Source organism: Zobellella aerophila, assembly GCF_039539325.1.
Lineage (GTDB): Bacteria > Pseudomonadota > Gammaproteobacteria > Enterobacterales > Aeromonadaceae > Oceanimonas > Oceanimonas aerophila.
Genome location: NZ_BAABCX010000006.1, coordinates 107387 through 129623, shown reverse-complemented (window position 1 = coordinate 129623; position 22237 = coordinate 107387). Strand labels below are relative to the sequence as shown.

At 57.9% G+C, this 22237-nt stretch carries 23 protein-coding genes and 5 tRNA genes; 7 read left to right on the top strand and 21 right to left on the bottom strand.

Annotation, left to right across the window (positions count from 1 at the left end):
• Positions 1–21 precede the first annotated feature (21 nt).
• From surA to ABD806_RS16315, 5 genes are read left to right on the top strand one after another with little or no spacing between them, the layout of a single operon-like run.
• Entirely contained in the window at positions 22–1338 is a 1317-nt protein-coding gene (surA, locus tag ABD806_RS16335; RefSeq protein WP_344959856.1) for a peptidylprolyl isomerase SurA, read from the top strand.
• Positions 1335–2324 carry a 4-hydroxythreonine-4-phosphate dehydrogenase PdxA gene (gene pdxA, locus ABD806_RS16330; protein WP_344959855.1) on the top strand — a complete coding sequence of 330 codons (990 nt, stop codon included), beginning with the start codon at positions 1335–1337 and terminating at the stop codon, positions 2322–2324. Before surA ends, pdxA begins: the two co-directional genes overlap by 4 nt.
• A complete protein-coding gene (gene rsmA, locus ABD806_RS16325) occupies positions 2317–3123 on the top strand; it encodes a 16S rRNA (adenine(1518)-N(6)/adenine(1519)-N(6))-dimethyltransferase RsmA (protein ID WP_344959854.1) in 807 nt (268 codons plus the stop codon). The genes pdxA and rsmA overlap by 8 nt, the downstream gene beginning before the upstream one ends.
• A 2-nt stretch (positions 3124–3125) precedes the next feature.
• Complete coding sequence (gene apaG / locus ABD806_RS16320) at positions 3126–3500, top strand: Co2+/Mg2+ efflux protein ApaG (RefSeq protein ID WP_344959853.1); 375 nt, start codon at positions 3126–3128, stop codon at positions 3498–3500.
• On the top strand, positions 3500–4318 hold the full coding sequence (locus ABD806_RS16315; protein ID WP_344959852.1) for a symmetrical bis(5'-nucleosyl)-tetraphosphatase: 819 nt from the start codon (positions 3500–3502) through the stop codon (positions 4316–4318). The genes apaG and ABD806_RS16315 overlap by 1 nt, the downstream gene beginning before the upstream one ends.
• Here the strand turns inward: ABD806_RS16315 and folA are convergent.
• The 4 genes from folA to rplU form a co-directional block, all read right to left on the bottom strand.
• The gene (gene folA / locus ABD806_RS16310; protein WP_344959851.1) at positions 4306–4794 is read right to left on the bottom strand and encodes a type 3 dihydrofolate reductase; all 489 of its coding nucleotides are present in this window, start codon (positions 4792–4794) and stop codon (positions 4306–4308) included. The genes ABD806_RS16315 and folA overlap by 13 nt on opposite strands.
• A 3-nt stretch (positions 4795–4797) precedes the next feature.
• A complete protein-coding gene (cgtA, locus tag ABD806_RS16305) occupies positions 4798–5961 on the bottom strand; it encodes an Obg family GTPase CgtA (RefSeq protein WP_344959850.1) in 1164 nt (387 codons plus the stop codon).
• A gap of 116 nt (positions 5962–6077) precedes the next feature.
• Complete coding sequence (gene rpmA / locus ABD806_RS16300) at positions 6078–6335, bottom strand: 50S ribosomal protein L27 (RefSeq protein WP_344959849.1); 258 nt, start codon at positions 6333–6335, stop codon at positions 6078–6080.
• Between the two features lie 17 nt (positions 6336–6352).
• Positions 6353–6664: a 50S ribosomal protein L21 gene (rplU, locus tag ABD806_RS16295; RefSeq protein WP_344959848.1), complete on the bottom strand. Its 312-nt coding sequence runs from the start codon at positions 6662–6664 to the stop codon at positions 6353–6355.
• A gap of 238 nt (positions 6665–6902) precedes the next feature.
• On the opposite strand from rplU, the gene ispB reads away from it, so the two are divergent.
• The gene (ispB, locus tag ABD806_RS16290; protein ID WP_344959864.1) at positions 6903–7874 is read left to right on the top strand and encodes an octaprenyl diphosphate synthase; all 972 of its coding nucleotides are present in this window, start codon (positions 6903–6905) and stop codon (positions 7872–7874) included.
• A gap of 71 nt (positions 7875–7945) precedes the next feature.
• Here ispB and ABD806_RS16285 read toward each other — a convergent pair whose 3' ends face one another.
• From ABD806_RS16285 to ABD806_RS16235, 11 genes are all read right to left on the bottom strand, one after another.
• Positions 7946–9244, bottom strand: coding sequence for an adenylosuccinate synthase (locus ABD806_RS16285; RefSeq protein ID WP_344959847.1), 1299 nt, complete (start codon positions 9242–9244; stop codon positions 7946–7948).
• Positions 9245–9320: 76 nt separating this feature from the next.
• Positions 9321–9503, bottom strand: a complete 183-nt coding sequence (locus ABD806_RS16280) for a DUF2065 domain-containing protein (protein ID WP_344959846.1) — start codon at positions 9501–9503, stop codon at positions 9321–9323.
• 53 nt (positions 9504–9556) lie between these two features.
• Positions 9557–10444 (bottom strand): protease modulator HflC, encoded by an 888-nt coding sequence (hflC, locus tag ABD806_RS16275; RefSeq protein WP_344959845.1) that lies wholly within the window; start codon positions 10442–10444, stop codon positions 9557–9559.
• A 3-nt stretch (positions 10445–10447) separates the two neighbouring features.
• Positions 10448–11620, bottom strand: coding sequence for an FtsH protease activity modulator HflK (gene hflK / locus ABD806_RS16270; RefSeq protein ID WP_344959844.1), 1173 nt, complete (start codon positions 11618–11620; stop codon positions 10448–10450).
• A 46-nt stretch (positions 11621–11666) separates the two neighbouring features.
• Positions 11667–12953 (bottom strand): ribosome rescue GTPase HflX, encoded by a 1287-nt coding sequence (gene hflX, locus ABD806_RS16265; protein WP_344959843.1) that lies wholly within the window; start codon positions 12951–12953, stop codon positions 11667–11669.
• A 78-nt stretch (positions 12954–13031) separates the two neighbouring features.
• The gene (gene hfq / locus ABD806_RS16260) at positions 13032–13301 is read right to left on the bottom strand and encodes an RNA chaperone Hfq (protein ID WP_344959841.1); all 270 of its coding nucleotides are present in this window, start codon (positions 13299–13301) and stop codon (positions 13032–13034) included.
• 36 nt (positions 13302–13337) lie between these two features.
• Positions 13338–14282 (bottom strand): tRNA (adenosine(37)-N6)-dimethylallyltransferase MiaA, encoded by a 945-nt coding sequence (gene miaA / locus ABD806_RS16255; protein WP_344959840.1) that lies wholly within the window; start codon positions 14280–14282, stop codon positions 13338–13340.
• Complete coding sequence (gene mutL / locus ABD806_RS16250; protein WP_344959839.1) at positions 14272–16077, bottom strand: DNA mismatch repair endonuclease MutL; 1806 nt, start codon at positions 16075–16077, stop codon at positions 14272–14274. The genes miaA and mutL overlap by 11 nt, the downstream gene beginning before the upstream one ends.
• Before the next feature lie 2 nt (positions 16078–16079).
• Positions 16080–17402 (bottom strand): N-acetylmuramoyl-L-alanine amidase, encoded by a 1323-nt coding sequence (locus tag ABD806_RS16245; protein WP_344959838.1) that lies wholly within the window; start codon positions 17400–17402, stop codon positions 16080–16082.
• Positions 17399–17866, bottom strand: a complete 468-nt coding sequence (gene tsaE, locus ABD806_RS16240; RefSeq protein ID WP_344959837.1) for a tRNA (adenosine(37)-N6)-threonylcarbamoyltransferase complex ATPase subunit type 1 TsaE — start codon at positions 17864–17866, stop codon at positions 17399–17401. Before tsaE ends, ABD806_RS16245 begins: the two co-directional genes overlap by 4 nt.
• On the bottom strand, positions 17841–19361 hold the full coding sequence (locus ABD806_RS16235) for an NAD(P)H-hydrate dehydratase (protein ID WP_344959836.1): 1521 nt from the start codon (positions 19359–19361) through the stop codon (positions 17841–17843). The genes tsaE and ABD806_RS16235 overlap by 26 nt, the downstream gene beginning before the upstream one ends.
• Between ABD806_RS16235 and queG the strand changes: the two genes are divergently transcribed.
• Entirely contained in the window at positions 19360–20487 is a 1128-nt protein-coding gene (gene queG / locus ABD806_RS16230; protein ID WP_344959835.1) for a tRNA epoxyqueuosine(34) reductase QueG, read from the top strand. The genes ABD806_RS16235 and queG overlap by 2 nt on opposite strands.
• A 328-nt stretch (positions 20488–20815) precedes the next feature.
• Here the strand turns inward: queG and ABD806_RS16225 are convergent.
• From ABD806_RS16225 to orn, 6 genes are all read right to left on the bottom strand, one after another.
• Positions 20816–20891, bottom strand: a tRNA-Gly gene (locus ABD806_RS16225).
• A 138-nt stretch (positions 20892–21029) separates the two neighbouring features.
• A tRNA-Gly gene (locus ABD806_RS16220) sits at positions 21030–21105 on the bottom strand.
• Positions 21106–21169: 64 nt separating this feature from the next.
• Positions 21170–21245, bottom strand: a tRNA-Gly gene (locus ABD806_RS16215).
• A 53-nt stretch (positions 21246–21298) separates the two neighbouring features.
• Positions 21299–21374: transfer RNA gene (locus ABD806_RS16210), tRNA-Gly, on the bottom strand.
• Positions 21375–21438: 64 nt separating this feature from the next.
• A tRNA-Gly gene (locus tag ABD806_RS16205) sits at positions 21439–21514 on the bottom strand.
• 141 nt (positions 21515–21655) lie between these two features.
• Positions 21656–22201 carry an oligoribonuclease gene (gene orn / locus ABD806_RS16200; protein WP_344959834.1) on the bottom strand — a complete coding sequence of 182 codons (546 nt, stop codon included), beginning with the start codon at positions 22199–22201 and terminating at the stop codon, positions 21656–21658.
• Between the last annotated feature and the right edge of the window lie 36 nt (positions 22202–22237).

Sequence of the window (22237 nt, the reverse complement as noted above, 5' to 3'; positions counted from 1 at the left end):
TCACTGTGCACAGGACCTGTCATGAAGAAAAGATGTAAACAACTGCTCATCGCCGCCGGGCTGGGCCTGGCCACCTTCACCAGTCAGGCGGTTGAGCTGCTGGACAAGGTGGTGGCCGTGGTCAACCAGGATGTGGTACTGGAAAGCGAGCTGACCAATCTGGTCAACCAGGTCAAACACAGCGCCATAGCCGCCGGTCAGCCCCTGCCCGACGATCAAAAATTGCGTAAACAGGCTCTCGAACGGTTAATCATGGAAAGCCTGCAGCTGCAGCAGGCCGAACTCCTTGGGTTGCGCATTTCCGACACCCAGCTGGAACAGGCCATCGGTAATATTGCCAAGGGTGAAGGCAAGACCCTGGCCCAGTTGCGCGACAGTCTGACCAGCCAGGGGCTTTCCTATGCCCAGTTCCGTACCCAGGTACGCAATGAAATCCTGATGAGCGAACTGGCCCGCAATCAGGTCCGCCGTCGTATCAATGTTTCCGATCAGGAAGTCAAGCAGGTAGTACAAATGCTCAAGGAGCAGGGCCAAAGCAACACCCGCTACCGGGTCGGTAATATACTGCTGTCTCTGCCCGCCGAGCCCTCGAGTGAGCAACTGCGCACCGTCAAGGCACAGGCCGAAAGTCTGATCACCCAGCTACGGCAGGGTGCCGACTTCCGCCAGCTGGCCATCAGCCACAGCAGCGGCCCCAAGGCCCTGGAGGGGGGTGACTGGGGCATGATGACCATCAATGAAATGCCCTCCCTGTTCAGTGAGGCGGTGAAGAACCACACCAAGGGTGATATCATCGGCCCCATGCGCTCCGGTGCCGGTCTGCACATACTGACCATCTTTGACCTCGAAAGAGACAGCAGCCAGCAGGTACAGGCGGTGGAAGTCAAGGCCCGGCATATCCTGATCAAGCCGTCGATCATCATGAGCGAGGAAAAAGCCCGGTCCATGCTGGCCGGCTTTGCCGAGTCCATTCGAGCCGGACAAGCCTCCATGGCCAGCCTGGCCGAGCAGTATTCTGAAGATCCCGGTTCGGCTATCAACGGCGGTGATCTCGGCTGGGCGGCCCCGGAAATGTATGTCAGCGCGTTTCGCGATACCGTCAACCGGCTTGAAGTCGGACAGTTGAGCGAACCGTTCCGCTCCGAACATGGCTGGCACCTGGTGCGGCTTGACGACAAGCGAGTCCTGGATGCAACGGAACAAGCCACTGAGCAAAGGGCATACCAGTTAATTTTTAATCGTCGCTTTAACGAAGAAGTTCAGACCTGGCTGGATGAGCTGAGGGATGAGGCCTATATACGTATTGTCGACGCCAACTTATCTAACGGTGAACTGTGATTTGTAGACGCATAGCGATAACACCCGGCGAACCCGCCGGCATCGGCCCCGAGCTGATGCTGGCTCTGGCCGAACATAGCTGGCCCGTTGAGCTGGTGGTGATTGCCGATCCCGAGCTGTTACAGAGTCGGGCCCAGGCCTTGGGCAAGTCCTTGCTCCTGCTACCCTATAACCCGGAACAGGAACCCAGGCCCCAGGCCGCCGGTACCCTGACCATAGCCCCGGTCCGCCTGGCCAGAGCCGCCATCCCCGGACAGCTGGACGAGGCCAATGGCCTCTATGTGCTGGAAACCCTGAAGCGGGCCTCCGACGGCAATATGTCCGGCGAGTTTGATGCAGTGGTCACGGGCCCTGTCAACAAGGGCATTATCAACAAGGCCGGGGTCTCCTTCAGCGGTCACACCGAATTTTTTGCCCACGAAGCCAACGTCCCCGATGTGGTCATGCTGCTGGCCACCCCCGGCCTGCGGGTGGCCCAGGTCACCACCCATATTCCGTTGGCCTATGTGGCCAAGGCCATCACCCCGGATCGCCTGACCAAGATCACCCGGATACTGCACAGCGAGCTGAAAAGTAAGTTCGCCATCCCCCAGCCCCGTATCTATGTGTGCGGCCTCAACCCTCATGCGGGTGAAGACGGCCATCTGGGCAGGGAAGAGCTGGATATCATCATCCCCACCCTGAATGAGCTGCGTGCCGAGGGCATGGATCTGATCGGCCCGCTGTCATCCGATACCCTGTTCCAGGAAAAATATATGAAAGACGCCGATGCCTTCCTGGCCATGTACCATGATCAAGGGCTGCCGGTGTTGAAATATATGGGCTTTGGCAAGGCGGTCAACATTACCCTGGGGCTGCCGTTTATCCGCACTTCGGTGGATCACGGCACGGCGCTTGAGCTGGCCGGGACCGATAAAATCGATGCGGGTAGCATGCTGTGCGCCGTCAATCAAGCCATTGAGATGATAGAAAAACGCGATGAATAGTAAAGTTCACCAGGGTCACAAAGCCCGTAAGCGATTTGGTCAGAATTTCCTGCACGACGACTACATTATCGATCAAATAGTCGGCGCCATTGCCCCCAGCGATGACTACACCATGGTCGAGATAGGCCCGGGCCTCGGCGCCCTGACCGGCCCGGTGTGCGATCGGCTGCAAAAACTGAATGTTGTCGAGCTGGACCGAGATCTGGCGGCCCGTCTGGCAACCAATCCCTTTTTGCAGGACAAGCTGACGATTCACCAAGCCGATGCCATGAAATTTGACTTTGCCAGCCTGCTTGAGCCCGGCAAGAAGCTGAAGGTTTTTGGTAACCTGCCCTACAACATCTCCACCCAGCTGATGTTCCACCTGTTCGAATTCGCGCCGGTGATCGCAGACATGCACTTTATGCTGCAGAAAGAAGTGGTCAAACGCTTGTCGGCCGGGCCCGGCAGCAAGGCCTACGGTCGCCTGAGCGTGATGGCGCAGTACTACTGTGAAGTGGTGCCGGTGCTGGAAGTCGGACCCGAGGCCTTCAAGCCGGCCCCCAAGGTGGATTCCGCCGTGGTGAAACTGCTGCCCTATGAACAACCGCCTTTCCCCGCAGAGCGCATCGACTGCCTGTCCCGGGTCACCGCCGACGCCTTTGGCCAGCGCCGTAAGACCATCCGTAACAGCCTGCAGCATCTATTCCGTCCGGAGCAATTGACCGAGCTAGGATTGGATCCCGCGCTCCGCCCGGAAAACCTGAGTGTGGCCCAATACGTAGCCCTGGCCAATGCCCTGGCTCAGCAGAAGGAGTAACCATGGAGCCCACTGCCATCCAGATTACTACGGTTCCCCATTATCTGGCCGAACGCTCCGCGCCCGATGAACAACACTATGTGTTTGCCTATACCATCACCATCAAGAATACCGGCCCGCAAGGGGTACAACTGATGGGCCGCCGCTGGGTGATCACCGATGGCAATGGCAAGATCATGGAAGTGGAAGGCAGTGGCGTCGTCGGCGAGCAACCGCTGATCCCGCCAGGTGCTCAATACACCTACACCAGCGGCGTCAGCCTGGAAACCCCCTTCGGCGTGATGGAAGGCAGCTATACCATGACCTTGGATGACGGTCAGGAATTTCAGGCTCCCATCGATCCCTTTCGCCTGGCTCTGCCCAATATCATCAACTGATGGCCACCTATATTGTCGGAGACCTGCAAGGTTGTCTGAGGGACCTCGAGCTGTTGTTGGCCCGGGTCGCGTTCAATCCCAGCCGGGATCAACTCTGGCTGACCGGGGACCTGGTGGCGCGAGGCCCCGACTCCCTGGGCTGTTTGCGACGGGTAATAGCTTTGGGCAATGCGGCGGTGACCGTACTGGGCAATCACGATCTGCACCTGTTGGCCATCGCCCATGGAATCGGCAAGCCTAAGCCCAGCGATAACATTACAGCTATCCTGCACGCCGCCGACAAGACCGACCTGCTTAACTGGCTCAGGCATCAGCCCTTGCTGGCCGAGCATGACAGCCATGGCTTTGTGATGACCCATGCGGGTATTCCCCCCCAATGGGATCTGAACCAGGCCAAGGCATCGGCCCGCATGGCCGAAGCCGAGTTGCAGTCACCTCAATATAAACAGCGGCTGCAGCAGATGTATGGCAATCAACCCGATCTGTGGCGGCAGGACTTGTCGACCACGGAACAGCTGCGGTACAGCATCAATGCCTTTACCCGCATGCGCCTCTGTTATCCCGATGGTCGGCTGGATTTTGAAAATAAGGCAACCCTGGCCTCGGCACCACAACAACTGCGCCCCTGGTTTGAATTCAGGGCAGCCTATCAGGATCCACCCCTGGTATTTGGCCACTGGGCAGCACTGGAAGGTCGCTGTGAACAGACCGGTATCCATGCCCTAGATACCGGTTGCGTCTGGGGTGGCACCCTGACCATGCTGTGCTGGGAGACAGGAGAGCGTCTTGCCACCCCTTGCCCGGCTTATGCCGGCTGACGCTCCAGTACCTGAAAGCGGCACTCGTATTGATTACGCTCGTCGGCCGGCTGTACCAGCTCCGCGGTTAACCGCCATTCATCACCGACCGGCGGGAAACGGGTATCGCCTGCCAGACTGGCCTCGATGCGGGTCAGGTATAGCCGCTGAGCCAAAGGCATAAAGGCCCGGTACAACTGACCACCACCGATCACCATCACCTCGGGCTCGGCTGCCAGCAAGGCCAGGGCCTCGGCAGGAGAGGTGACGACCTCTGTGCCCGCCGGCGCCTTGCGCAGGGTGCCGCTGACAATGACGTTACGCCGACCGGGCAGTGGCCTGCCGATGGAGGCAAAGGTATTACGCCCCATCACCACCGGCTTGCCCATAGTGGTCCGTTTAAAGTAGGCCAGATCGGCGGGCAGGTGCCAGGGCATGGCGTTATCCTTGCCGATCACGTTGTCCCTGGTCATGGCCACGATTAACGACACTGTCATGGCTTACTCCCGGGTGTAGATGACGTGGCCATCGTCCTCTTCGTCATCCCAGTCGTCATCCAGCTCATCATCATCGACCTCGGACAGCTGGGTCTGATGGTATTCATCCCATTTGAAATTAACCGGTTCCTGGGCTTCCTGCAGTTCCTGTTCGGTACGGGGATGCTCTTCCAGGAAGGCCATCAACTCCTGGGTCAACGCCTTGGTGCCTTCTTTGCTTAGGGCACAGATCTTGTGCACCGGACCTTGCCATTCCAGGGCTGTCACGACCCGCTCGATAATCTCGTCGGCTTCGTCTTCCAGCACCAGATCCAGCTTGTTGAATACCAGCCACCTGGGCTTGTCCGCCAGCGCTTCGCTGTAATTTTCCAGCTCATTGATGATGATCTGGGCATTGTCGGCCGGATCCGAACCATCCACCGGCAATACATCCACCAGATGCAGCAATACCCGGCAACGTTCCAGATGCTTGAGGAAACGGATCCCCAGGCCGGCGCCGTCGGCAGCGCCTTCGATCAGGCCAGGGATGTCGGCAATCACAAAGCTTTGCTGGCCATCACAGCGCACCACGCCCAGGTTAGGCACCAGAGTGGTAAAGGGATAGTCGGCGACCTTGGGCTTGGCGGCAGAGACTGAACGGATGAAAGTGGATTTGCCCGCATTGGGCAGCCCCAACAGCCCCACATCTGCCAGCAGCAGCAATTCCAGTATCAGGTTACGCACTTCCCCGGGGGTACCGTTGGTTTTCTTGCGCGGCGCCCGGTTCACCGAGGTTTTGAAGCGGGTATTACCCAGGCCATGAAAGCCGCCCTTGGCGACCAGCAGCTTCTGGCCGTGACGAGTCAGGTCACCTAAAATTTCACCTGTCATTTCATCCCGGACCCGGGTACCGACCGGCACCGTCAACACCTTATCCTTGCCTCGCCTGCCGGTGCAGTTAGCACCCCGACCATTTTCGCCCCGCTCGGCCTGGTGAAAACGCTCAAAGTGATAGTCGATCAGGGTATTCAGGTTTTCATCGGCTAGCAGGTACAGATCGCCCCCATCACCGCCGTCACCGCCGTCCGGGCCCCCATTGGGGATATATTTTTCCCGGCGAAAGCCGATACAACCGTTACCACCATCGCCGGCCTGAACCTTGATCTCAGCTTCATCGACAAACTTCATTTCGACCTTTCTCCCGTTTACATTCTGATCCTAGTATAACCAACCAGAATCACGGTTTTACATAAAGCAAAAGCCCCGCCAATTGGCGGGGCTTTTAATTGCGTCTTACCTGCAGCTTACTCGGCTACAATGCTGACGAATTTGCGGTTTTTGGGACCTTTCACCTCAAACTTCACCTTGCCTTCGGCTTTGGCGAACAGGGTGTGATCTTTACCCAAACCTACATTGTCACCGGCGTGGAACTTGGTGCCACGCTGACGCACGATGATGTTGCCCGCCAGGACAGACTCACCGCCGAAACGCTTAACGCCGAGACGTTTACTTTCTGAATCGCGACCGTTACGAGTTGAACCGCCTGCTTTTTTATGTGCCATGGAACTAAACTCCCCTCTTAGGCGCTGATACCAGTGATTTTCACTTCAGTGAACCACTGACGGTGACCCTGCTGTTTGCGAGAGTGCTTACGACGACGGAACTTAACGATCTTGACTTTTTTGCCACGACCATGGGTAACGACTTCAGCCGTTACTTTGCCGCCATCAACGTAAGGTACACCTACTGTTACGTTTTCACCTTGGGCAACCATCAGCACTTTGTCGAACTCGACAGAGGCACCGGTTTCTATGTCCAGTTTCTCCAGACGAATAACTTGGCCTTCGGCTACACGGTGCTGTTTTCCGCCGCTTTGGATTACCGCGTACATGTTTTTAACTCCGAAATATGGCACTAAACTCCCTCTTGGGGACGTGCACTAAAACTGTTCTACAATGGCCGCGAATTGTACGCAAATTGATCCCCTTAGACAAGGGTAGAATCGGAAAAAGATCGTCCTCTCCCGCTTTCTGTTGACCACAGTGCTATGCGTGTTTAACCCTTTGCCAAATCGTGTAAAATCCTACCACTAATCGCTTTAAACTGCATCGCCCGGCTTTATATTTATGATGGATATCAATGCAATAAAAAAACTGACCGACCTGGATATGCAGTCGGTCAACAGCCTTATCATGTCCCGCCTGCACTCTGACGTGGCGTTAATCAATCAATTGGGCTACTACATCGTCAGTGCGGGGGGGAAGCGTATGCGCCCCATGTTGACTGTGCTGGCCGCCCGGGCAATGGGATATGCGGGCGAGGACCACATCAAGCTGGCAGCCCTGCTCGAGTTTATTCACACCTCGACCCTGTTGCATGACGATGTGGTGGATGAGTCAGACCTGCGCCGGGGCAGGGATACCGCCAACGCCCTGTTCGGCAATGCCGCCAGTGTGCTGGTCGGAGATTTTCTCTATACCCGCTCATTCCAGATGATGACCGAACTCAACAGCATGAGGATTATGCAACTACTGAGCGAGGCCACCAATATCATCGCCGAGGGGGAAGTCCTGCAGCTGATGAACTGTAACGATCCGGACACCACAGAAGACAGCTATATGCAGGTGATTTACTGCAAGACCGCCAAGCTGTTCGAGGCCGCGACCCGGCTGGCGGCGGTGATGACCCATCAACCGCCGGAAGTGGAGCAGGCCATGCTGGACTATGGCAAATACCTGGGCACCGCCTTCCAGCTGGTAGACGACATCATGGATTACAGCTCGGATGCCGATGATATGGGTAAGAATATGGGCGATGATCTGGCAGAAGGCAAACCCACCCTGCCGCTGCTACGCGCCATGGCGGTCGGCAACCCGGCCCAACGCGAACGTATCCGTGATGCCATCGCCAACCGTACCGGCATGGATCACCTGCCTGAAATCATGGAGATACTGAGTGACACCCGCGCCCTGGAATACTGCGAGCAACGGGCCCGGGCCGAGGCCGACAAAGCCATCGCCAGCCTGGCCATACTGCCCGACTCCGAGTATAAGGCAGCGCTGACGACCCTTGCCCGCATGGCGGTCGAGCGCACCAGCTAACCAACGGGCGCCTGACAGCAGAAACAAAAATGCCAGTCTGACGACTGGCATTTTTTATCCATCAGCCCGACTCAGGCTTCAAATGGATGACGCAGTATCATGGTCTCGCCACGATCCGGACCGGTGGAGATGATATCGATCGGAATACCGGTCACTTCTTCCAGCCGCTTGATGTAGTTACGCGCCGCCAGGGGCAGGCCCTCAACCGTAGTCACACCAAAGGTGTTCTCACTCCAGCCCGGCATGGACTCATAAACCGGCTTGACAGTTTCGTAACCTTCGGCCGCCATCGGCGGTACATCACGCACCGTGCCGTCGGGCATCTGGTAACCGATACAGATCTTCACTTCCTGCAGGCCATCCAGCACATCCAGCTTGGTCAGGCAGAAACCGGAGATGGAGTTGACCTGGATAGCACGCTTCATCGCCACCGCATCAAACCAACCGGTACGACGTTTGCGACCGGTGGTGGCACCAAACTCGTTGCCTTTCACTCCCAGGTGTTCGCCTACTTCGTCGAACAGCTCGGTAGGGAAAGGACCGGAGCCGACGCGGGTGGTATAAGCCTTGACGATGCCCAGCACATAGTCCAGGTAGCAGGGGCCGAAACCGGAGCCGGTCGCCACGCCGCCAGCGGTGGTGTTGGATGACGTCACATAGGGATAGGTGCCGTGATCTATGTCCAGCAATGTGCCCTGGGCACCTTCGAACATGATCTTTTCACCCTTGATACGGGCCTTGTCCAGCATATCGGTGACATCGACCACCATACTGGTCAACAGTTCGGCATAGCCATGAGCCTGCTCCAGTACCTGCTCGTAGGAAACCGCTTCGGCGCCATAAAAACCGGTCAGCTGGAAGTTGTAATACTCCATCACTTCTTTCAGCTTTTCTGCGAAGCTGGCCATATTGAACAGATCCCCGACCCGCAGACCACGACGGGCGACCTTATCTTCATAAGCGGGCCCTATGCCACGGCCCGTGGTACCGATGGCTTTCGCGCCGCGGGCTTGCTCCCGGGCGACATCCATGGCGATATGGTAGGGCAGGATCAGGGGACAGGCTTCGCTCAGCACCAGGCGCTCCTTTACCGGAACCCCATTGGCTTCGAGTCCCGACATTTCCTTGAGCAGCGCGTCCGGTGACAGTACAACACCGTTGGCGATGATGCAGGTGCAGTTATCACGCAGTATGCCTGAGGGGATCAGGTGCAGAACCGTCTTCTTACCATCAATCACCAGGGTATGACCGGCATTGTGGCCCCCCTGATAGCGTACGACATAACGGGCTTTATCGGTCAGCAGATCCACGACCTTGCCCTTGCCTTCATCACCCCATTGGGTGCCTAGTACAACAACGTTTTGTCCCATTTTCACTAACTGTCAGGTTGTTAAAAATGGAGTCTAACAAATTTTGACCAAGGTCGGAATAAACGAAACGGGCTCTTTAGCGGAAAAAATAAAATATCGCGGCGCCGGCCGCCGCCAGTCCTCCGCCGATGCGGCGCAGCAGCGCCGGCTCGGTATTGGCCAACAGGTTCAGCAGCCGACGCCAATCATGGGGGAAAAGCAGCGGGCCCAACCCTTCGATAATCAATACCAGGGCTAGTGCCAACATCAAATGCTGCATGTGTCCGATTCCATATAGAAAAAAGGCCTGGTTACCCAGGCCTTTAACATGACTTAGTTGTTCCCCGAGGGGTCTTTCAGGTAACGGAAGAAGTCGCCGTCCGGCTTCAATACCATCATGTCGCCGCCCTGCTCGAAACTCTTGCGATAGGCTTCCAAGCTGCGAATAAAACTGAAAAATTCAGGATCGGCACTGTAAGCATCCGCGTAGATCTTGGCGGCCAGGGCATCCCCTTCACCACGCAAGGTACGGGAGTTACGCTGTGCTTCCGCTATCATCACCGTCACCCGGCGATCTGCTTCCGCCTTGATGATTTCGGCCTGTTCGCGACCCTCGGATCTGTGCTCCCGGGCAACCGCGGTCCGCTCGGCACGCATCCGCTGATAGATGGAACTGGACACTTCGGTCGGCAGGTTGATCTGCTTGATACGCACATCCACCACCTTGATACCCAGCTCGGAAGATGATTCCAACAGGCCTTTCAACGCGCTTTCCATCACATCGCCCCGCTCACCGGAAACGATATCCCGAATGGTACGGATACCGATTTCCGAACGCAGGCTGTTGTTGATCCGGCGTCGCAACAAACCTTCTGCCTGCAGGCGGTTACCACCGCCAGTGGACAGGTAGTACTGGGCGAAATCATCGATACGCCACTTCACATAGGAATCGATGATCAGATCTTTTTTCTCGGAGGTGACGAAACGATCCACCTGGTCACCCAGGGTCTGTACCCGGGCATCCAGTTTACGTACCTGATCGATCATCGGCACCTTGAAATGCAGGCCCGGCTGATAGACGGTCGGCAGCTCGGAATCAGCTTCACGCTTCACCTTACCGAATTGCAGAACTATCCCCCGCTCGCCCTCGGCCACCACAAATATAGAGGAGTAAACCACTATGGCAACCAAGGCCAGAACGACGATTAATGCTCTTTTCATCGTTTAGTTTCTCCCTGAGGTCGGACGGATATTACTGCGATCGGAGGTCGGCCTGAGCTGACCACTATCCTGACCGGCAGACACATTACCATTATTCAGGTAATCGGAGGTGATCTTGTCCGGATCCGGACGGGCGGCACGCCGATCCTGCTGTTCAACCAGCTGGTCCAGCGGCAGATACAGCAGGCTGTTGCTGCCTTCCGGCGTGTCGACGATCACCTTGTTGACCTTGCTGTAAATTTCTTCCATGGTTTCCAGATAGATACGCTGACGCGCTAGCTCCGGCTCACGTTGATACTGGGGCAGCAGTTCCCGGAAACGCGCCACCTCACCCTCGGCCCGGAAGGCGATCTGCTCTTTATAACCCTCTGCTTCCTGCAACAACCGCTGGGCCTGACCACGGGCTTTGGGTTCGATTTCCCGGGCATAGGCTTCGGCTTCACGGATAAAGCGCTGTTCATCTTCCTGGGCGGCGATGGCATCATCGAAGGCATCCTTCACTTCTTCCGGCGGACGCGCCGGCAGGAAGTTCAGATCCAAGATCATCAGGCCCAGGTTGTAAGGCTCGATAATCTGCTCCAGCAGTTCACGGGTTTCCTGACGGACCCGCTCACGGCCCACGGTCAAGACGTCATCCATGGTACTATGCCCGACCACATAGCGCAGGGCGCTGTCCAGGGCCTGGCTCAGACTGTCGTCGGCATTGGTGACATTAAACAGATAGGCTCGGGGCTCGACAATCCGATACTGGACATCCATCTCTACCCGTACCAGATTTTCATCCCTGGTCAGCATAAAACCGGACGCCGGCTGGGAACGCACGGTTTCCACATCCACCGGATACACCCGATCGACAAAGGTCGCCTTCCAGCTCAAGCCCGGATCGACCATCTGATAAAACTTGCCGAAGCGCAGCACCACACCACGTTGAGCCTCGCCTATGGTGTAGAAACCACTGACCACCCAGACCACGAGGGCGATGACTAAGGCGACCACCACACCAAAAGAGCCGAGGCCACCACTGCCGCCACCGGGTATTTTGCCACCGAGCAGACCACCTAATTTATTACTCAGGTTACGAATAACCTGATCCAGATCTGGCGGACCCTGATGTTTACCGTTATTCCCCCAAGGGTCACGGTCTTTGCCACCATTTCCAGGCTCATTCCAAGCCATTTGTTTCTCCGTCTTTCTGGTTTGTGAACGTAACTTTACCAAGCAATCAGTCGCTTATAAAGCGCTCTAGCTGCTCACCTTCTTGTTTTATCAGGCGTTGCCAGTCGGCTTTCTGCAGACGGATATCGACAACATATTCTCCGGCGTCGCCAAACGCCTCGCTCACTATGCCGTTCATGGCATATAAACGGCTGCGTAATTTTGCCGCCGAGGGCGGCAAGGTCAACCGGTGCTCAACCAGAGCCCCCGCCAGGCGCTGGCTCAGGGCCTCGAACAGACACGCAACTCCCTGACCACTCTGGGCCGATAACCAGACAGCCCGCGGCATATTCTCATCATCATATTCGATACGCCCCTCGGCCTGTTCCAACTTGTCTATCTTGTTGTAGACCATGAGCACCGGCACCTGACTCGCGTCTATCTGTTCGAGTACGGCGTCGACCTCGCGGACATTGTCCTGCATCTCCTCGTCGGCACAATCCACAACATGCAGCAGCAGGTCGGCATCCCGGGTTTCCTGCAACGTTGCCTTGAAGGCGGCGACCAGATCATGGGGTAGATGGCGAATAAAGCCGACCGTGTCGGCCAGGATGGCTGCGCCCACATCGGCCAACTCGATCCTGCGCAGGGTCGGATCCAGGGTCGCGAACAGCTGATCCGCAACATAGACGCCGGCCTCGGTCAGGCGGTTGAACAGGGTTGACTTGCCAGCGTTGGTATAGCCCACCAGAGACAGGGTGGGCACATCATTACGCAGCCGGGCCCGTCTGCCCTGTTCCCGCTGCCGGGATACCTTCTCCAGCCGTTTCTGAATATACTTGATGCGCTCGCGTAGCAGCCGGCGATCGGTCTCCAGCTGGGTTTCCCCCGGTCCGCGCAGGCCGATCCCACCCTTTTGTCGCTCAAGGTGAGTCCAGCCCCGCACCAGCCGGGTGGACAGATGGCGCAGCTGGGCCAGTTCAACTTGCAGTTTACCTTCATGGGTACGGGCTCGCTGGGCAAAAATATCCAGGATCAGCCCGGTGCGATCCAGCACCCGGCAGCGCACTTCCCGCTCCAAGTTGCGTTCCTGAGCCGGGCTCAGGCTGTGGTTGAAAATCACCACATCGGCCTGATGCATCTGCACCAGCCCAGCCAATTCTTCAACCTTGCCGCTACCGATAAAAAACTTGGATTGAGGTGCACCCCGACTGGATGTCACCACTGCACAGGTGGCCACGCCGGCGGAATCCGCCAGCAATTCCAATTCATCCAGGGCTTCACGTTCACTGTCATCGGTGAAATTGATATGAACCAAAATGGCAGACTCGCCACCTTGATAGCGTTCAAACAAGGGATTTCCTCCATGTTGCGGACACTAAAAAAGTGACCGCCGGGCGGTATTCAAGAAAACAGGTGGGGGATCTCAAGTTCAGTCCTGATCCGGTTCTGGTGTTGACGGCTCGGGAGCCTCGGATGCCGCCGGGGGCTGATGATGTACCGGCCGGGCCGGCACCACGGTAGAAATCGCATGCTTGTACACCATCTGGCTGACGGTGTTTTTAAGCAGGATCACAAATTGATCAAACGACTCGACCTGCCCTTGCAGCTTGATACCATTCACCAGGTAAATAGAGACAGGGATCCGTTCACGCCGCAATGCATTTAGAAACGGATCTTGTAAGGATTGTCCCTTAGCCATCTTGTTGTCCTTATTTTTTGTAATAGTGGAAACTTTTTATTGTTTTATTTCATTATGTGCCTGCCGGATCTGCTCAACCAGGGTCTGACAAACATCTTCATTATCGGTATCCAGCCAGTTCAACTCGGGCCAGCCTCGCAGCCAGGTCAACTGCCGTTTGGCCAACTGGCGGGTAGCGGCGATACCGCGCGCCACCATTTCATCATAGCCTACTGTACCCGCCAGATAATCCCACATTTGCCGATACCCCACACACCGGATTGACGGCAAATCCGGATGCAGATCACCCCTTTGATAGAGATACCTCACTTCATCTTCAAAACCGGCAGCCAGCATCTGCTGAAAACGGATGGCAATACGCCGGTGCAGCTCGGCCCGCTCTCTAGGCGCAACGGCAAACTGTAACACTTTGTAAGGTAAGGGATCACCCTTGCGTTGGGTCAATTCTGTCAGGGTTTTACCGGAAATGCGATATACTTCCAACGCCCGGGAAAGGCGCTGGGGATCATTCGGATGAATACGCGCCGCGGCAATCGGATCTATCCCGACCAGTTGCCGATGCAGGGCCCCCCACCCCTCTTTTTCGGCCTCGGCTTCAATCCCGGCCCTGATCTCTGGATCGGCACTGGGCAGGGGCGACAGGCCCTCCAGCAAGGCCTTGAAATAGAGCATGGTGCCACCCACCAGCAGAGGGATGCGCCCGGCGGCGGTGATATCGGCCATGGCCGCCAGGGCGTCACGACGAAAATCGGCGGCCGAATAGGCTTCACTGGGATCGAGCAGATCGATCAACCGGTGGGGGGCCAGGGCCTGCTCCTCGGCACTGGGTTTGGCGGTACCAATGTTCATACCTTTATAGATCAGGGCCGAGTCCACGCTGATCAGCTCGCAGGGCAAGGCCTGAACAGCCGCCATAGCCAGGTTGGTCTTACCCGAGGCCGTCGGCCCCATTAAAAATACCGCCAGGGGTTTATTCCCCATGTAACCACCTATCAATTTGCTGTTCTATGGCCAGGGCCTGTACGCAGGCCAATTCGGCCACGTCGCCGTTATGCAGCTGTAACAAACGCTGCCACTGCACTTGGGCCTCCGCCAACGACCAGTCGGTCCTGACGGCCTGCCCTTGCTCGGCCAGCCAGATGCATAATGCCTGTGGATCTGCCGCCAGGTCCTCGATCAATCGCTCCAGTAAGCGGGGGATCAGACGGGCCAGATCCGCATGGCGCAACGGTTGCGGCACCCGGGTCAAGATAATGGTGCCTCTGGATCCCGATTTCAACTCCAGCCCCAGTTTTTGCAGCAGTTCGCCCTGCTCGCCGATGGCGGCCTGTTGCTCTGGTGAAACCGGTACCGACACCGGCAGCAACAGAGGCTGCGGCACCAGACCCTGTTGCCAGACCGCATGCAGTTTCAGGCCGTCATCATGGGCGCGGGCGCGATTCAGGTCACACAACCATAGTGCCTGCCGGTAACCGGCCACCAGATAACAACCCCGAACCACCAGCAGGGCCCGGTTGTCTTCTCCATCCGGCGGTACCGCTGTACCTATATCGGCCGGTACCGTGGTCAACAGGGCATCCAGCCCCTGCCAGGTCTGGCGGCTCAGGCTGCTGCCCTGCTCACGCGGACCCGATAGCCCTCTCCCTGAGCCGCCGGCATAGGCGTAGCCATGGTTGGGAGGGCTAAATTCCAGAGCCCGCTCGCGCACACCGGCCGGCACCGGCACATGGTCTTCATCCCGAACCCTGTGCGCGCTGCCGCTGACTGCCGCCATGGCAGGTGCGTCTTCCAGCGCCTGTACCAGCACCTGGTAGATAAAATCGTGCACTAGCCGGGCCTGATGAAAACGCACCTCATGTTTGGCCGGATGTACATTGACATCTACCTGGCCGGGATCCAGTTCCAGATAAAGCACGAACGCCGGGCTGGTGTCGGGCGCCAGACGCTCCCCATAGGCCTGACGTATGGCATGATTGAGCAGCTTGTCGCGCATCATGCGGCCGTTGACATAGGTATATTGCAGATCGGCCTGGCTGCGGGCGGCGTCGGCCGGGCTTAACCAGCCCCATAGTCTCAGGCCATGGTGTTCACTGTCGAGCCTCAGGGCCGAGCCAATAAAGGCGGGTCCGCATACGGCGGCCAGGCGTTTATCCTGCTGGGAAGGCAGTTTGGCGGCCCGGTACTGACGCACCGGCTTGCCGTTATGCTTCAAGCTCAGGCTGACCTCAAAACGGCTCAGTGCAATACGGCGGACCACCTCATCGATATGGGCAAACTCGGTCTTCTCGGTGCGCAGGAACTTGCGTCGGGCCGGGGTATTGAAGAACAGATCGCTCACCTCGACGGTTGTCCCCTGGGGATGGGAGGCAGGCTGTACCTTCACCGCCATATCCCGTCCTTCCGCCATCGCCTGCCAGGCTTCCGCCTGCTCGGCCGGCCTGGAAGTCAATACCAGACGGGACACCGAACCAATCGAAGCCAACGCTTCGCCGCGAAAGCCCAAGCTGAGGATCTGCTCCAGATCCTCCAGGGTGCTAACCTTGGAGGTGGCATGACGGGACAAGGCCAGAGTAAGCTCATCCTTGGCGATACCTGTGCCATTATCGCGGATACGGAGCAGCTTGGCGCCGCCTCTTTCGATATCCACCTCGATGCGATCGGCGCCGGCGTCCAGGCTGTTTTCCACCAGCTCCTTTACCACTGAGGCGGGACGTTCGACCACTTCACCGGCCGCTATCTGGTTGGCCAGCCGGGCTGGCAGTATTTGAATCGGCATCGTCAGCTGCTTGGAATATCCAGGACCTGGCCGACCCTGACCACGTCGGACTGCAGCCGGTTGTGGCCTTTGAGCAGACCGACCGAGACCCCATAACGCTGGGCGATCACCGACAGGCTTTCACCTGTCTTGACCGTATGTTTACGTGCGCTTAGGGCGGCTTGGCCAACGTCCTGGCTGGCCACCATGGTGCGGCTGGAGGGGTTTTCCCGGTAATAGGACTTAATACCGTTAAACACCGCCTGCGCCACCTTCTGCTGATGATCTGCGCTGAGCAACAGGCTTTCTTCCTGGGGATTGGAGATAAAGCCGGCTTCGATCAGCAGGGAGGGAATATCCGGCGACTTCAACACCGCCAGGCTGGCATGCTCCGGCTTGCGTTTGTGCAGACGCACCACCTTGCCCATGGCCGCCAGAATATGCTCGCTGATGGCATAGCTGTCCGCCCGCGACTTATCCATGGACAAGTCGAGGAAGGTGCGGGTCAGATAGGGATTGGCATCGGTCTGGGAAATCACCTCGCCCACCCCGCCCAGCAGCTCGGACTGGCGTTCCTGTTTCTCCAGCCAGGCGGCCATTTCCCGGTTGGCCCGGTTGGACGACAGGACCCATACCGACGCGCCCCTGGGACCTGCGTTGGCCACGCTGTCCGCATGGATCGACAGCAACAGATCCGCCCTGGCCTTGCGGGCGATTTCCGAGCGTTTATTGAGGTTGACGTAGTAGTCTCCGGTGCGGGTCAGCACCGCCCGCATCCCAGGCTCCTTGTTGATTAGCTCGGCCAGCCTGCGCGACACCGACAGGGTGATGTGTTTTTCCCGGTTTTTCCTGGGTCCTATGGCCCCCGGATCTTCACCACCATGACCCGGATCGATGGCGATGACGATGGTGTCCCTGCCGGCCACCGCATTCCTGACCGCCGGCTGACTGGCCCTGCTTTGATCCTCATAAGGCAGATCGACCACCAGTCGATGACCGTAGTCACCCGCCGGCGTCAGCGGAAACACCGCCGGCTTGACGCCGGCCTTGAGTTCGAACACCAGCCGGTAGCTGCCCGCTTCGGGGGCCTTGCTGCTCCTGACCCTAGTGATCAGCTCGCTGTTGTTTTGCACCTCGCTAAAGCTTACCCGGTTCTGAGTCTGACTCAGGTCCACCACCAGCCGGTGCGGGTTGCTCAGGGTAAAATAGTTAAATCTGGGCGCGGCGCCCATATCCAGCACGATACGGGTGTTGTCCGGCGACGGCCAAATGCGGATACTTTCCAGCTGATTGGCCCAGGCCCCCAGGCTGAATAAGGTGCAGAGCAATGCGACTATCGACTTCACGCTACTATTTTCTCCAACAAAACCTGGCCTGCGGCACTGACCGGCAAGAGTGTTGCCTGCCGCCGTTGCTCATGATAGTTCAGGGTTATTTCCAGATCGGCCGCGGGTAACATCCCTTCGCCCTGCTCCGGCCACTCCACCAGACACAAGCTGTCCGGGGTAAAATAATCACGGATCCCCATGTATTCCAGTTCCTCAGGATCCGCCAGCCGGTAAAGATCAAAATGATATACCTGCCAGTCGCCGGCCCGGTAGGGCTCGACCAGGGTGTAGGTCGGGCTTTTTACCTTTCCCCGATGACCCAGGGCGGTAATAAAGCCACGGCTCAGGGTGGTTTTGCCTGCCCCCAGGCTGCCATGCAGGTAAATCACCGTTGCTTGGGTGCAGGCTTGAGCCAACTGCCGGCCCAGTTCCAGGGTCGCGGCCTCGTCGGCCAGTTCAATGGTCCACTGTTTTATTGTCATCTTCTTCTACTTGATTAATAAGACGCCTGATATCCGGCAGCAGATCTGAAGCCAGCATACCGACCATTCCATCTTTGATGGCCCGATCACCGGCCAAGCCATGGAGACACACCCCCAGGCGCGCCGCCTGTCCCGCGGCCACTCCCTGGGCCAGCAGGGCGCCGATTATACCAGATAACAGGTCGCCCATACCTCCGGATGCCATCCCCGAATTGCCATAATGACAGAGGCTGACACCTGACTCATCAGCCACCAGGGTCCCGGCCCCCTTGAGGACCACGACCGCACCATATTGTTCCCGTAACCGGCTCACCGCCGCCAGCCGATCGGCTTCTATCTCTGCCACCGAGCAGCCCAGCAGGCTGGCGGCCTCCCCCGGATGCGGGGTCAGTACCCAGGAGCCGCACTCCTCCGGCCTGGCCCCTGTCTGCGCCAGCAACTGCAGGCCAGCTGCATCAACAACCCGGGGACCGCTAAAGGCAAGGGACGACAGCCACAGGGAGCGGGCCCATGCATCCTGCCCCATCCCGGGCCCCACCACCAGAGAGTGGCCCCAGGACCAGTCCTCAAAGTCGGGATACCAGGCGGTCATCAGTTCCGGGCAGGCCATATTCAGCAACCGGTAGTGTTGCCGATGGCTCACCAGCCGCACCAGGCCGGTGCCGCAACGCAAGGCCGCCGCTCCTGCCAGGCGGATGGCGCCGTTCATGCCCCGGTTGCCCCCCAGCACCAGCAGGCGACCCACCAGGCCCTTGTGGGCACTGGCCCGGCGCCGGGGCAACAACCGCCGCAGTTCATCCCATTGCAGTAAATCGGCCACCGGCGCTTGCCCCAAGTGAGACTGAATACCCAGATCGGCCAGTAAAATCTCGCCGCAGACATCCCGACCCTGGCCGGTCAACAACCCCGGCTTGAGGCCCACAAACGTCAGGGTCAGGCTGGCATTCACCGCCCCGCCCAGCAGACGACCGGTATCGGCACAGAGGCCGGAGGGCAGATCGACCGCCAGCACCGGCGCATCGAGCCGGTTGATGTGGTTAATGATCCCCTTGGCCGCTTGCCGCAGCTCGCCTTTCAGGCCGGAACCCAGCAAGGCATCGATCACCAGATCCGGCTGTCCCTGCAGGGCACCGACGCTTTCGATGGCACCGCCATCGGCCCGGTATTGATCCCGGGCCCGGGCCGCATCCCCGCGCAAGGCCTCGGCATCGCCCAGCTGCGCCAGTTGTACCCGGATACCGGCGGCCCGGGCGAGCCGCGCCACCACATAGCCGTCTCCGCCATTATTGCCGCCACCGACAAAGATCCACCAATGCTCCGCCCTGGGCCAACGGCTCCGGGCCAGCTCGAACACCGCCAGCCCCGCCCGGCACATCAGTTCATACATCTGGATCCCGGCCGCCCCGGCCGCCTGCCGTTCACCGAGCCGGATCTGCTCCGAGCGCCAGAGAGAATGTGTTAAACTGTGCCCATTTTCCAGACCGATGGCGACCATGACTGCTCCCGACCTACATACTTTGGCCAACGATATCAAGCTCTGGGGAACAGAGCTAGGCTTTGACCAGGTCGGTATCTGTGATCCCGATTTAACCGATCACGAGCCCCTGCTAGCCGATTGGCTGGCCAGGGGCTACCAGGGTGAAATGGAGTATATGGCACGCCATGGCATGATGCGGGCCCGCCCCCAGGAGTTGTTGCCCGGCACCCTGCGGGTGATCTCGGTACGCATGAACTATATGCCCGAACAAGCCGCCATCGCCCGGGTATTGAGCGCGCCCGATAAGGGTTACATCAGCCGCTATGCCCTGGGCCGGGACTACCACAAGGTATTGCGCCAGCGGCTCAAGCAGTTGTCCGACAAGATAAGCCAGGTGTTCAGCGAACTCAGCGCCCGCCCCTTCGTCGACTCGGCCCCCATCCTGGAGCGCCCCCTGGCGGCCAAGGCCGGCCTGGGCTGGGTGGGCAAGCATTCGCTGCTGCTCAACCGCGAACAGGGCTCCTTCTTTTTTCTGGGCGAGCTGCTGGTCAACCTGCCTCTGCCGGTGGACGAGCCGGTGGCAGAGGGCTGCGGCAAATGTGTCGCCTGTATCACCACCTGCCCGACCGGCGCCATCGTGGCTCCCTATGTGGTCGATGCCAGGCGTTGTATCTCTTATCTCACCATAGAGCTGGACGGCCCCATCCCGGAAGAGTTCCGGCCGCTGATGGGTAACCGTATCTATGGCTGCGATGATTGCCAGCTGATCTGCCCCTGGAATCGCTTCGCTGATGCCAGCAAGGAACCGGACTTTGCCGCCCGCGATAATCTGCATGCTCCCCAGCTGCTCGTCCTGTTTGCCTGGACCGAAGAGCAGTTTTTGAAGCGCACCGAAGGCAGCCCCATTCGCCGTATCGGCTATCAGCGCTGGCTGCGCAATATCGCCGTGGCCCTGGGCAATGCCCCGGCTTCAGCCGAGGTGGCTCAGGCCCTGGAACAAAAACGCCCGCAGGTCAGTGCCATGGTGCTTGAGCATATCGACTGGGCTCTGGGCCAACAGCGAGCGGGACTGACGCAGGTGGATCGCAAGACGGAGCGACTGATCCGGGCGGTGGACAAGGGCATGCCCAAGCATGCCCGCTGATGACTTGTCACCTAGGTTTGGCTAAACAACGTTGACACTCTGTTTCTTATACCAATTTGAATAAAAATCCGATCATCTTTTTAAACCTGAACTCAGAGGCAACACAGCCACCTCCCACAACACGCCATAGACTCATCCCTGAGGGCTCGGGAATGCCGTCCATGGCATTGCACGGTCGTGGTAGTCGATCTCTATTGCCTCTTCTCGAACACCGAGTTGTCTGTAAACTGCGTCAACAGGCAACTCCGTTGCATCAGAAGATGGGGGTGTAAACATCTGATGGAAAAATAAGCATAAAAAAACCGACCCTTAGGTCGGTTTTTTTATTTGGAGCGGGAAACGAGATTCGAACTCGCGACCCCAACCTTGGCAAGGTTGTGCTCTACCAGCTGAGCTATTCCCGCGTAAACTTTTAACTTCTGCGTGGGGCCGCGTCGCGACCCTCTTCGACTTCAGCAAGCTTGAACCCTGCCTGCTGAGCTATTCCCGCAAAACACTTTTGACTTGCTTAAACACCGGTCTGGTAACCCATGCTTTCAATTTGGAGCGGGAAACGAGATTCGAACTCGCGACCCCAACCTTGGCAAGGTTGTGCTCTACCAGCTGAGCTATTCCCGCACACACGTTTAACTAACACTTTAACTTTTCAGATACCGCTCTGGTAAGCCATATCTTCTTGATTTGGAGCGGGAAACGAGATTCGAACTCGCGACCCCAACCTTGGCAAGGTTGTGCTCTACCAGCTGAGCTATTCCCGCAAAACACTTTTGACTTGCTTAAAACACCGGTCTGGTAACCCATGCTTTCAATTTGGAGCGGGAAACGAGATTCGAACTCGCGACCCCAACCTTGGCAAGGTTGTGCTCTACCAGCTGAGCTATTCCCGCACACACGTTTAGCTAACACTTGAACTTTTCAGATACCGCTCTGGTAAGCCATATCTTCTTGATTTGGAGCGGGAAACGAGATTCGAACTCGCGACCCCAACCTTGGCAAGGTTGTGCTCTACCAGCTGAGCTATTCCCGCACACTTCTTCGTACACCGCCGTTTATTACAATTCCGACTGGCTACGGGAGGCGAATTATACGAGCCGAATTAATGAATGCAAGATTTTTTTCAGCCCCCTGAACCGGTTGCCGAATTTAACAGCAACCGTTTCCAGCAATGTCAAATTTTGAACACCTGAGCCCGATAAAACCTCAATTCATCGATGGATTCGCGGATATCATCGAGCGCCTGATGGCTGCCCTTCTTGGTGAATTGCTCGAGCAGGCTCGGCTGCCAGCGGCGCACCAGCTCCTTGACCGTACTCACATCGATATTGCGATAGTGAAAAAACGCCTCCAGTTCGGGCATGTGTTTGACCATAAAGCGTCTGTCCTGACCGATGGAGTTGCCGCACATGGGGGAAGTTCCTGCCGGCACCCACTGCCGCATAAAGTCCAGCGTTTGCGCCACCGCCTGGGCTTCGTCGACCGTGCTGTTTTTTACCCGTTCCACTAGGCCCGAGCCGGTATGGGTACGCACATTCCATTCATCCATCTTGGCCAGCTCGGCCTCGCCCTGGTGGATCGCCAGCACAGGCCCTTCGGCCAGCACGTTTAGCTCCTTGTCGGTTACTATGCTGGCTATTTCGATGATCCTGTTTTCTTCCGGATCCAGCCCGGTCATTTCCAAATCAACCCAAATCAGATTCTCGGTATTCTGGCTCATATCGCTACTCTTTGATCGGCAATGGGGACAAGCTTT

Coding starts and splice junctions, on each gene's coding strand:
- surA (WP_344959856.1), top strand. CDS start 22: ATGAAGAAAAGATGTAAACAACTGCTCATCGCCGCCGGGCTGGGCCTG.
- rsmA (WP_344959854.1), top strand. CDS start 2,317: ATGAATAGTAAAGTTCACCAGGGTCACAAAGCCCGTAAGCGATTTGGT.
- apaG (WP_344959853.1), top strand. CDS start 3,126: ATGGAGCCCACTGCCATCCAGATTACTACGGTTCCCCATTATCTGGCC.
- ABD806_RS16315 (WP_344959852.1), top strand. CDS start 3,500: ATGGCCACCTATATTGTCGGAGACCTGCAAGGTTGTCTGAGGGACCTC.
- folA (WP_344959851.1), bottom strand. CDS start 4,794: ATGACAGTGTCGTTAATCGTGGCCATGACCAGGGACAACGTGATCGGC.
- cgtA (WP_344959850.1), bottom strand. CDS start 5,961: ATGAAGTTTGTCGATGAAGCTGAGATCAAGGTTCAGGCCGGCGATGGT.
- rpmA (WP_344959849.1), bottom strand. CDS start 6,335: ATGGCACATAAAAAAGCAGGCGGTTCAACTCGTAACGGTCGCGATTCA.
- rplU (WP_344959848.1), bottom strand. CDS start 6,664: ATGTACGCGGTAATCCAAAGCGGCGGAAAACAGCACCGTGTAGCCGAA.
- ispB (WP_344959864.1), top strand. CDS start 6,903: ATGGATATCAATGCAATAAAAAAACTGACCGACCTGGATATGCAGTCG.
- ABD806_RS16285 (WP_344959847.1), bottom strand. CDS start 9,244: ATGGGACAAAACGTTGTTGTACTAGGCACCCAATGGGGTGATGAAGGC.
- ABD806_RS16280 (WP_344959846.1), bottom strand. CDS start 9,503: ATGCAGCATTTGATGTTGGCACTAGCCCTGGTATTGATTATCGAAGGG.
- hflC (WP_344959845.1), bottom strand. CDS start 10,444: ATGAAAAGAGCATTAATCGTCGTTCTGGCCTTGGTTGCCATAGTGGTT.
- hflK (WP_344959844.1), bottom strand. CDS start 11,620: ATGGCTTGGAATGAGCCTGGAAATGGTGGCAAAGACCGTGACCCTTGG.
- hfq (WP_344959841.1), bottom strand. CDS start 13,301: ATGGCTAAGGGACAATCCTTACAAGATCCGTTTCTAAATGCATTGCGG.
- miaA (WP_344959840.1), bottom strand. CDS start 14,282: ATGGGGAATAAACCCCTGGCGGTATTTTTAATGGGGCCGACGGCCTCG.
- mutL (WP_344959839.1), bottom strand. CDS start 16,077: ATGCCGATTCAAATACTGCCAGCCCGGCTGGCCAACCAGATAGCGGCC.
- tsaE (WP_344959837.1), bottom strand. CDS start 17,866: ATGACAATAAAACAGTGGACCATTGAACTGGCCGACGAGGCCGCGACC.
- queG (WP_344959835.1), top strand. CDS start 19,360: ATGACTGCTCCCGACCTACATACTTTGGCCAACGATATCAAGCTCTGG.
- ABD806_RS16235 (WP_344959836.1), bottom strand. CDS start 19,361: ATGGTCGCCATCGGTCTGGAAAATGGGCACAGTTTAACACATTCTCTC.
- orn (WP_344959834.1), bottom strand. CDS start 22,201: ATGAGCCAGAATACCGAGAATCTGATTTGGGTTGATTTGGAAATGACC.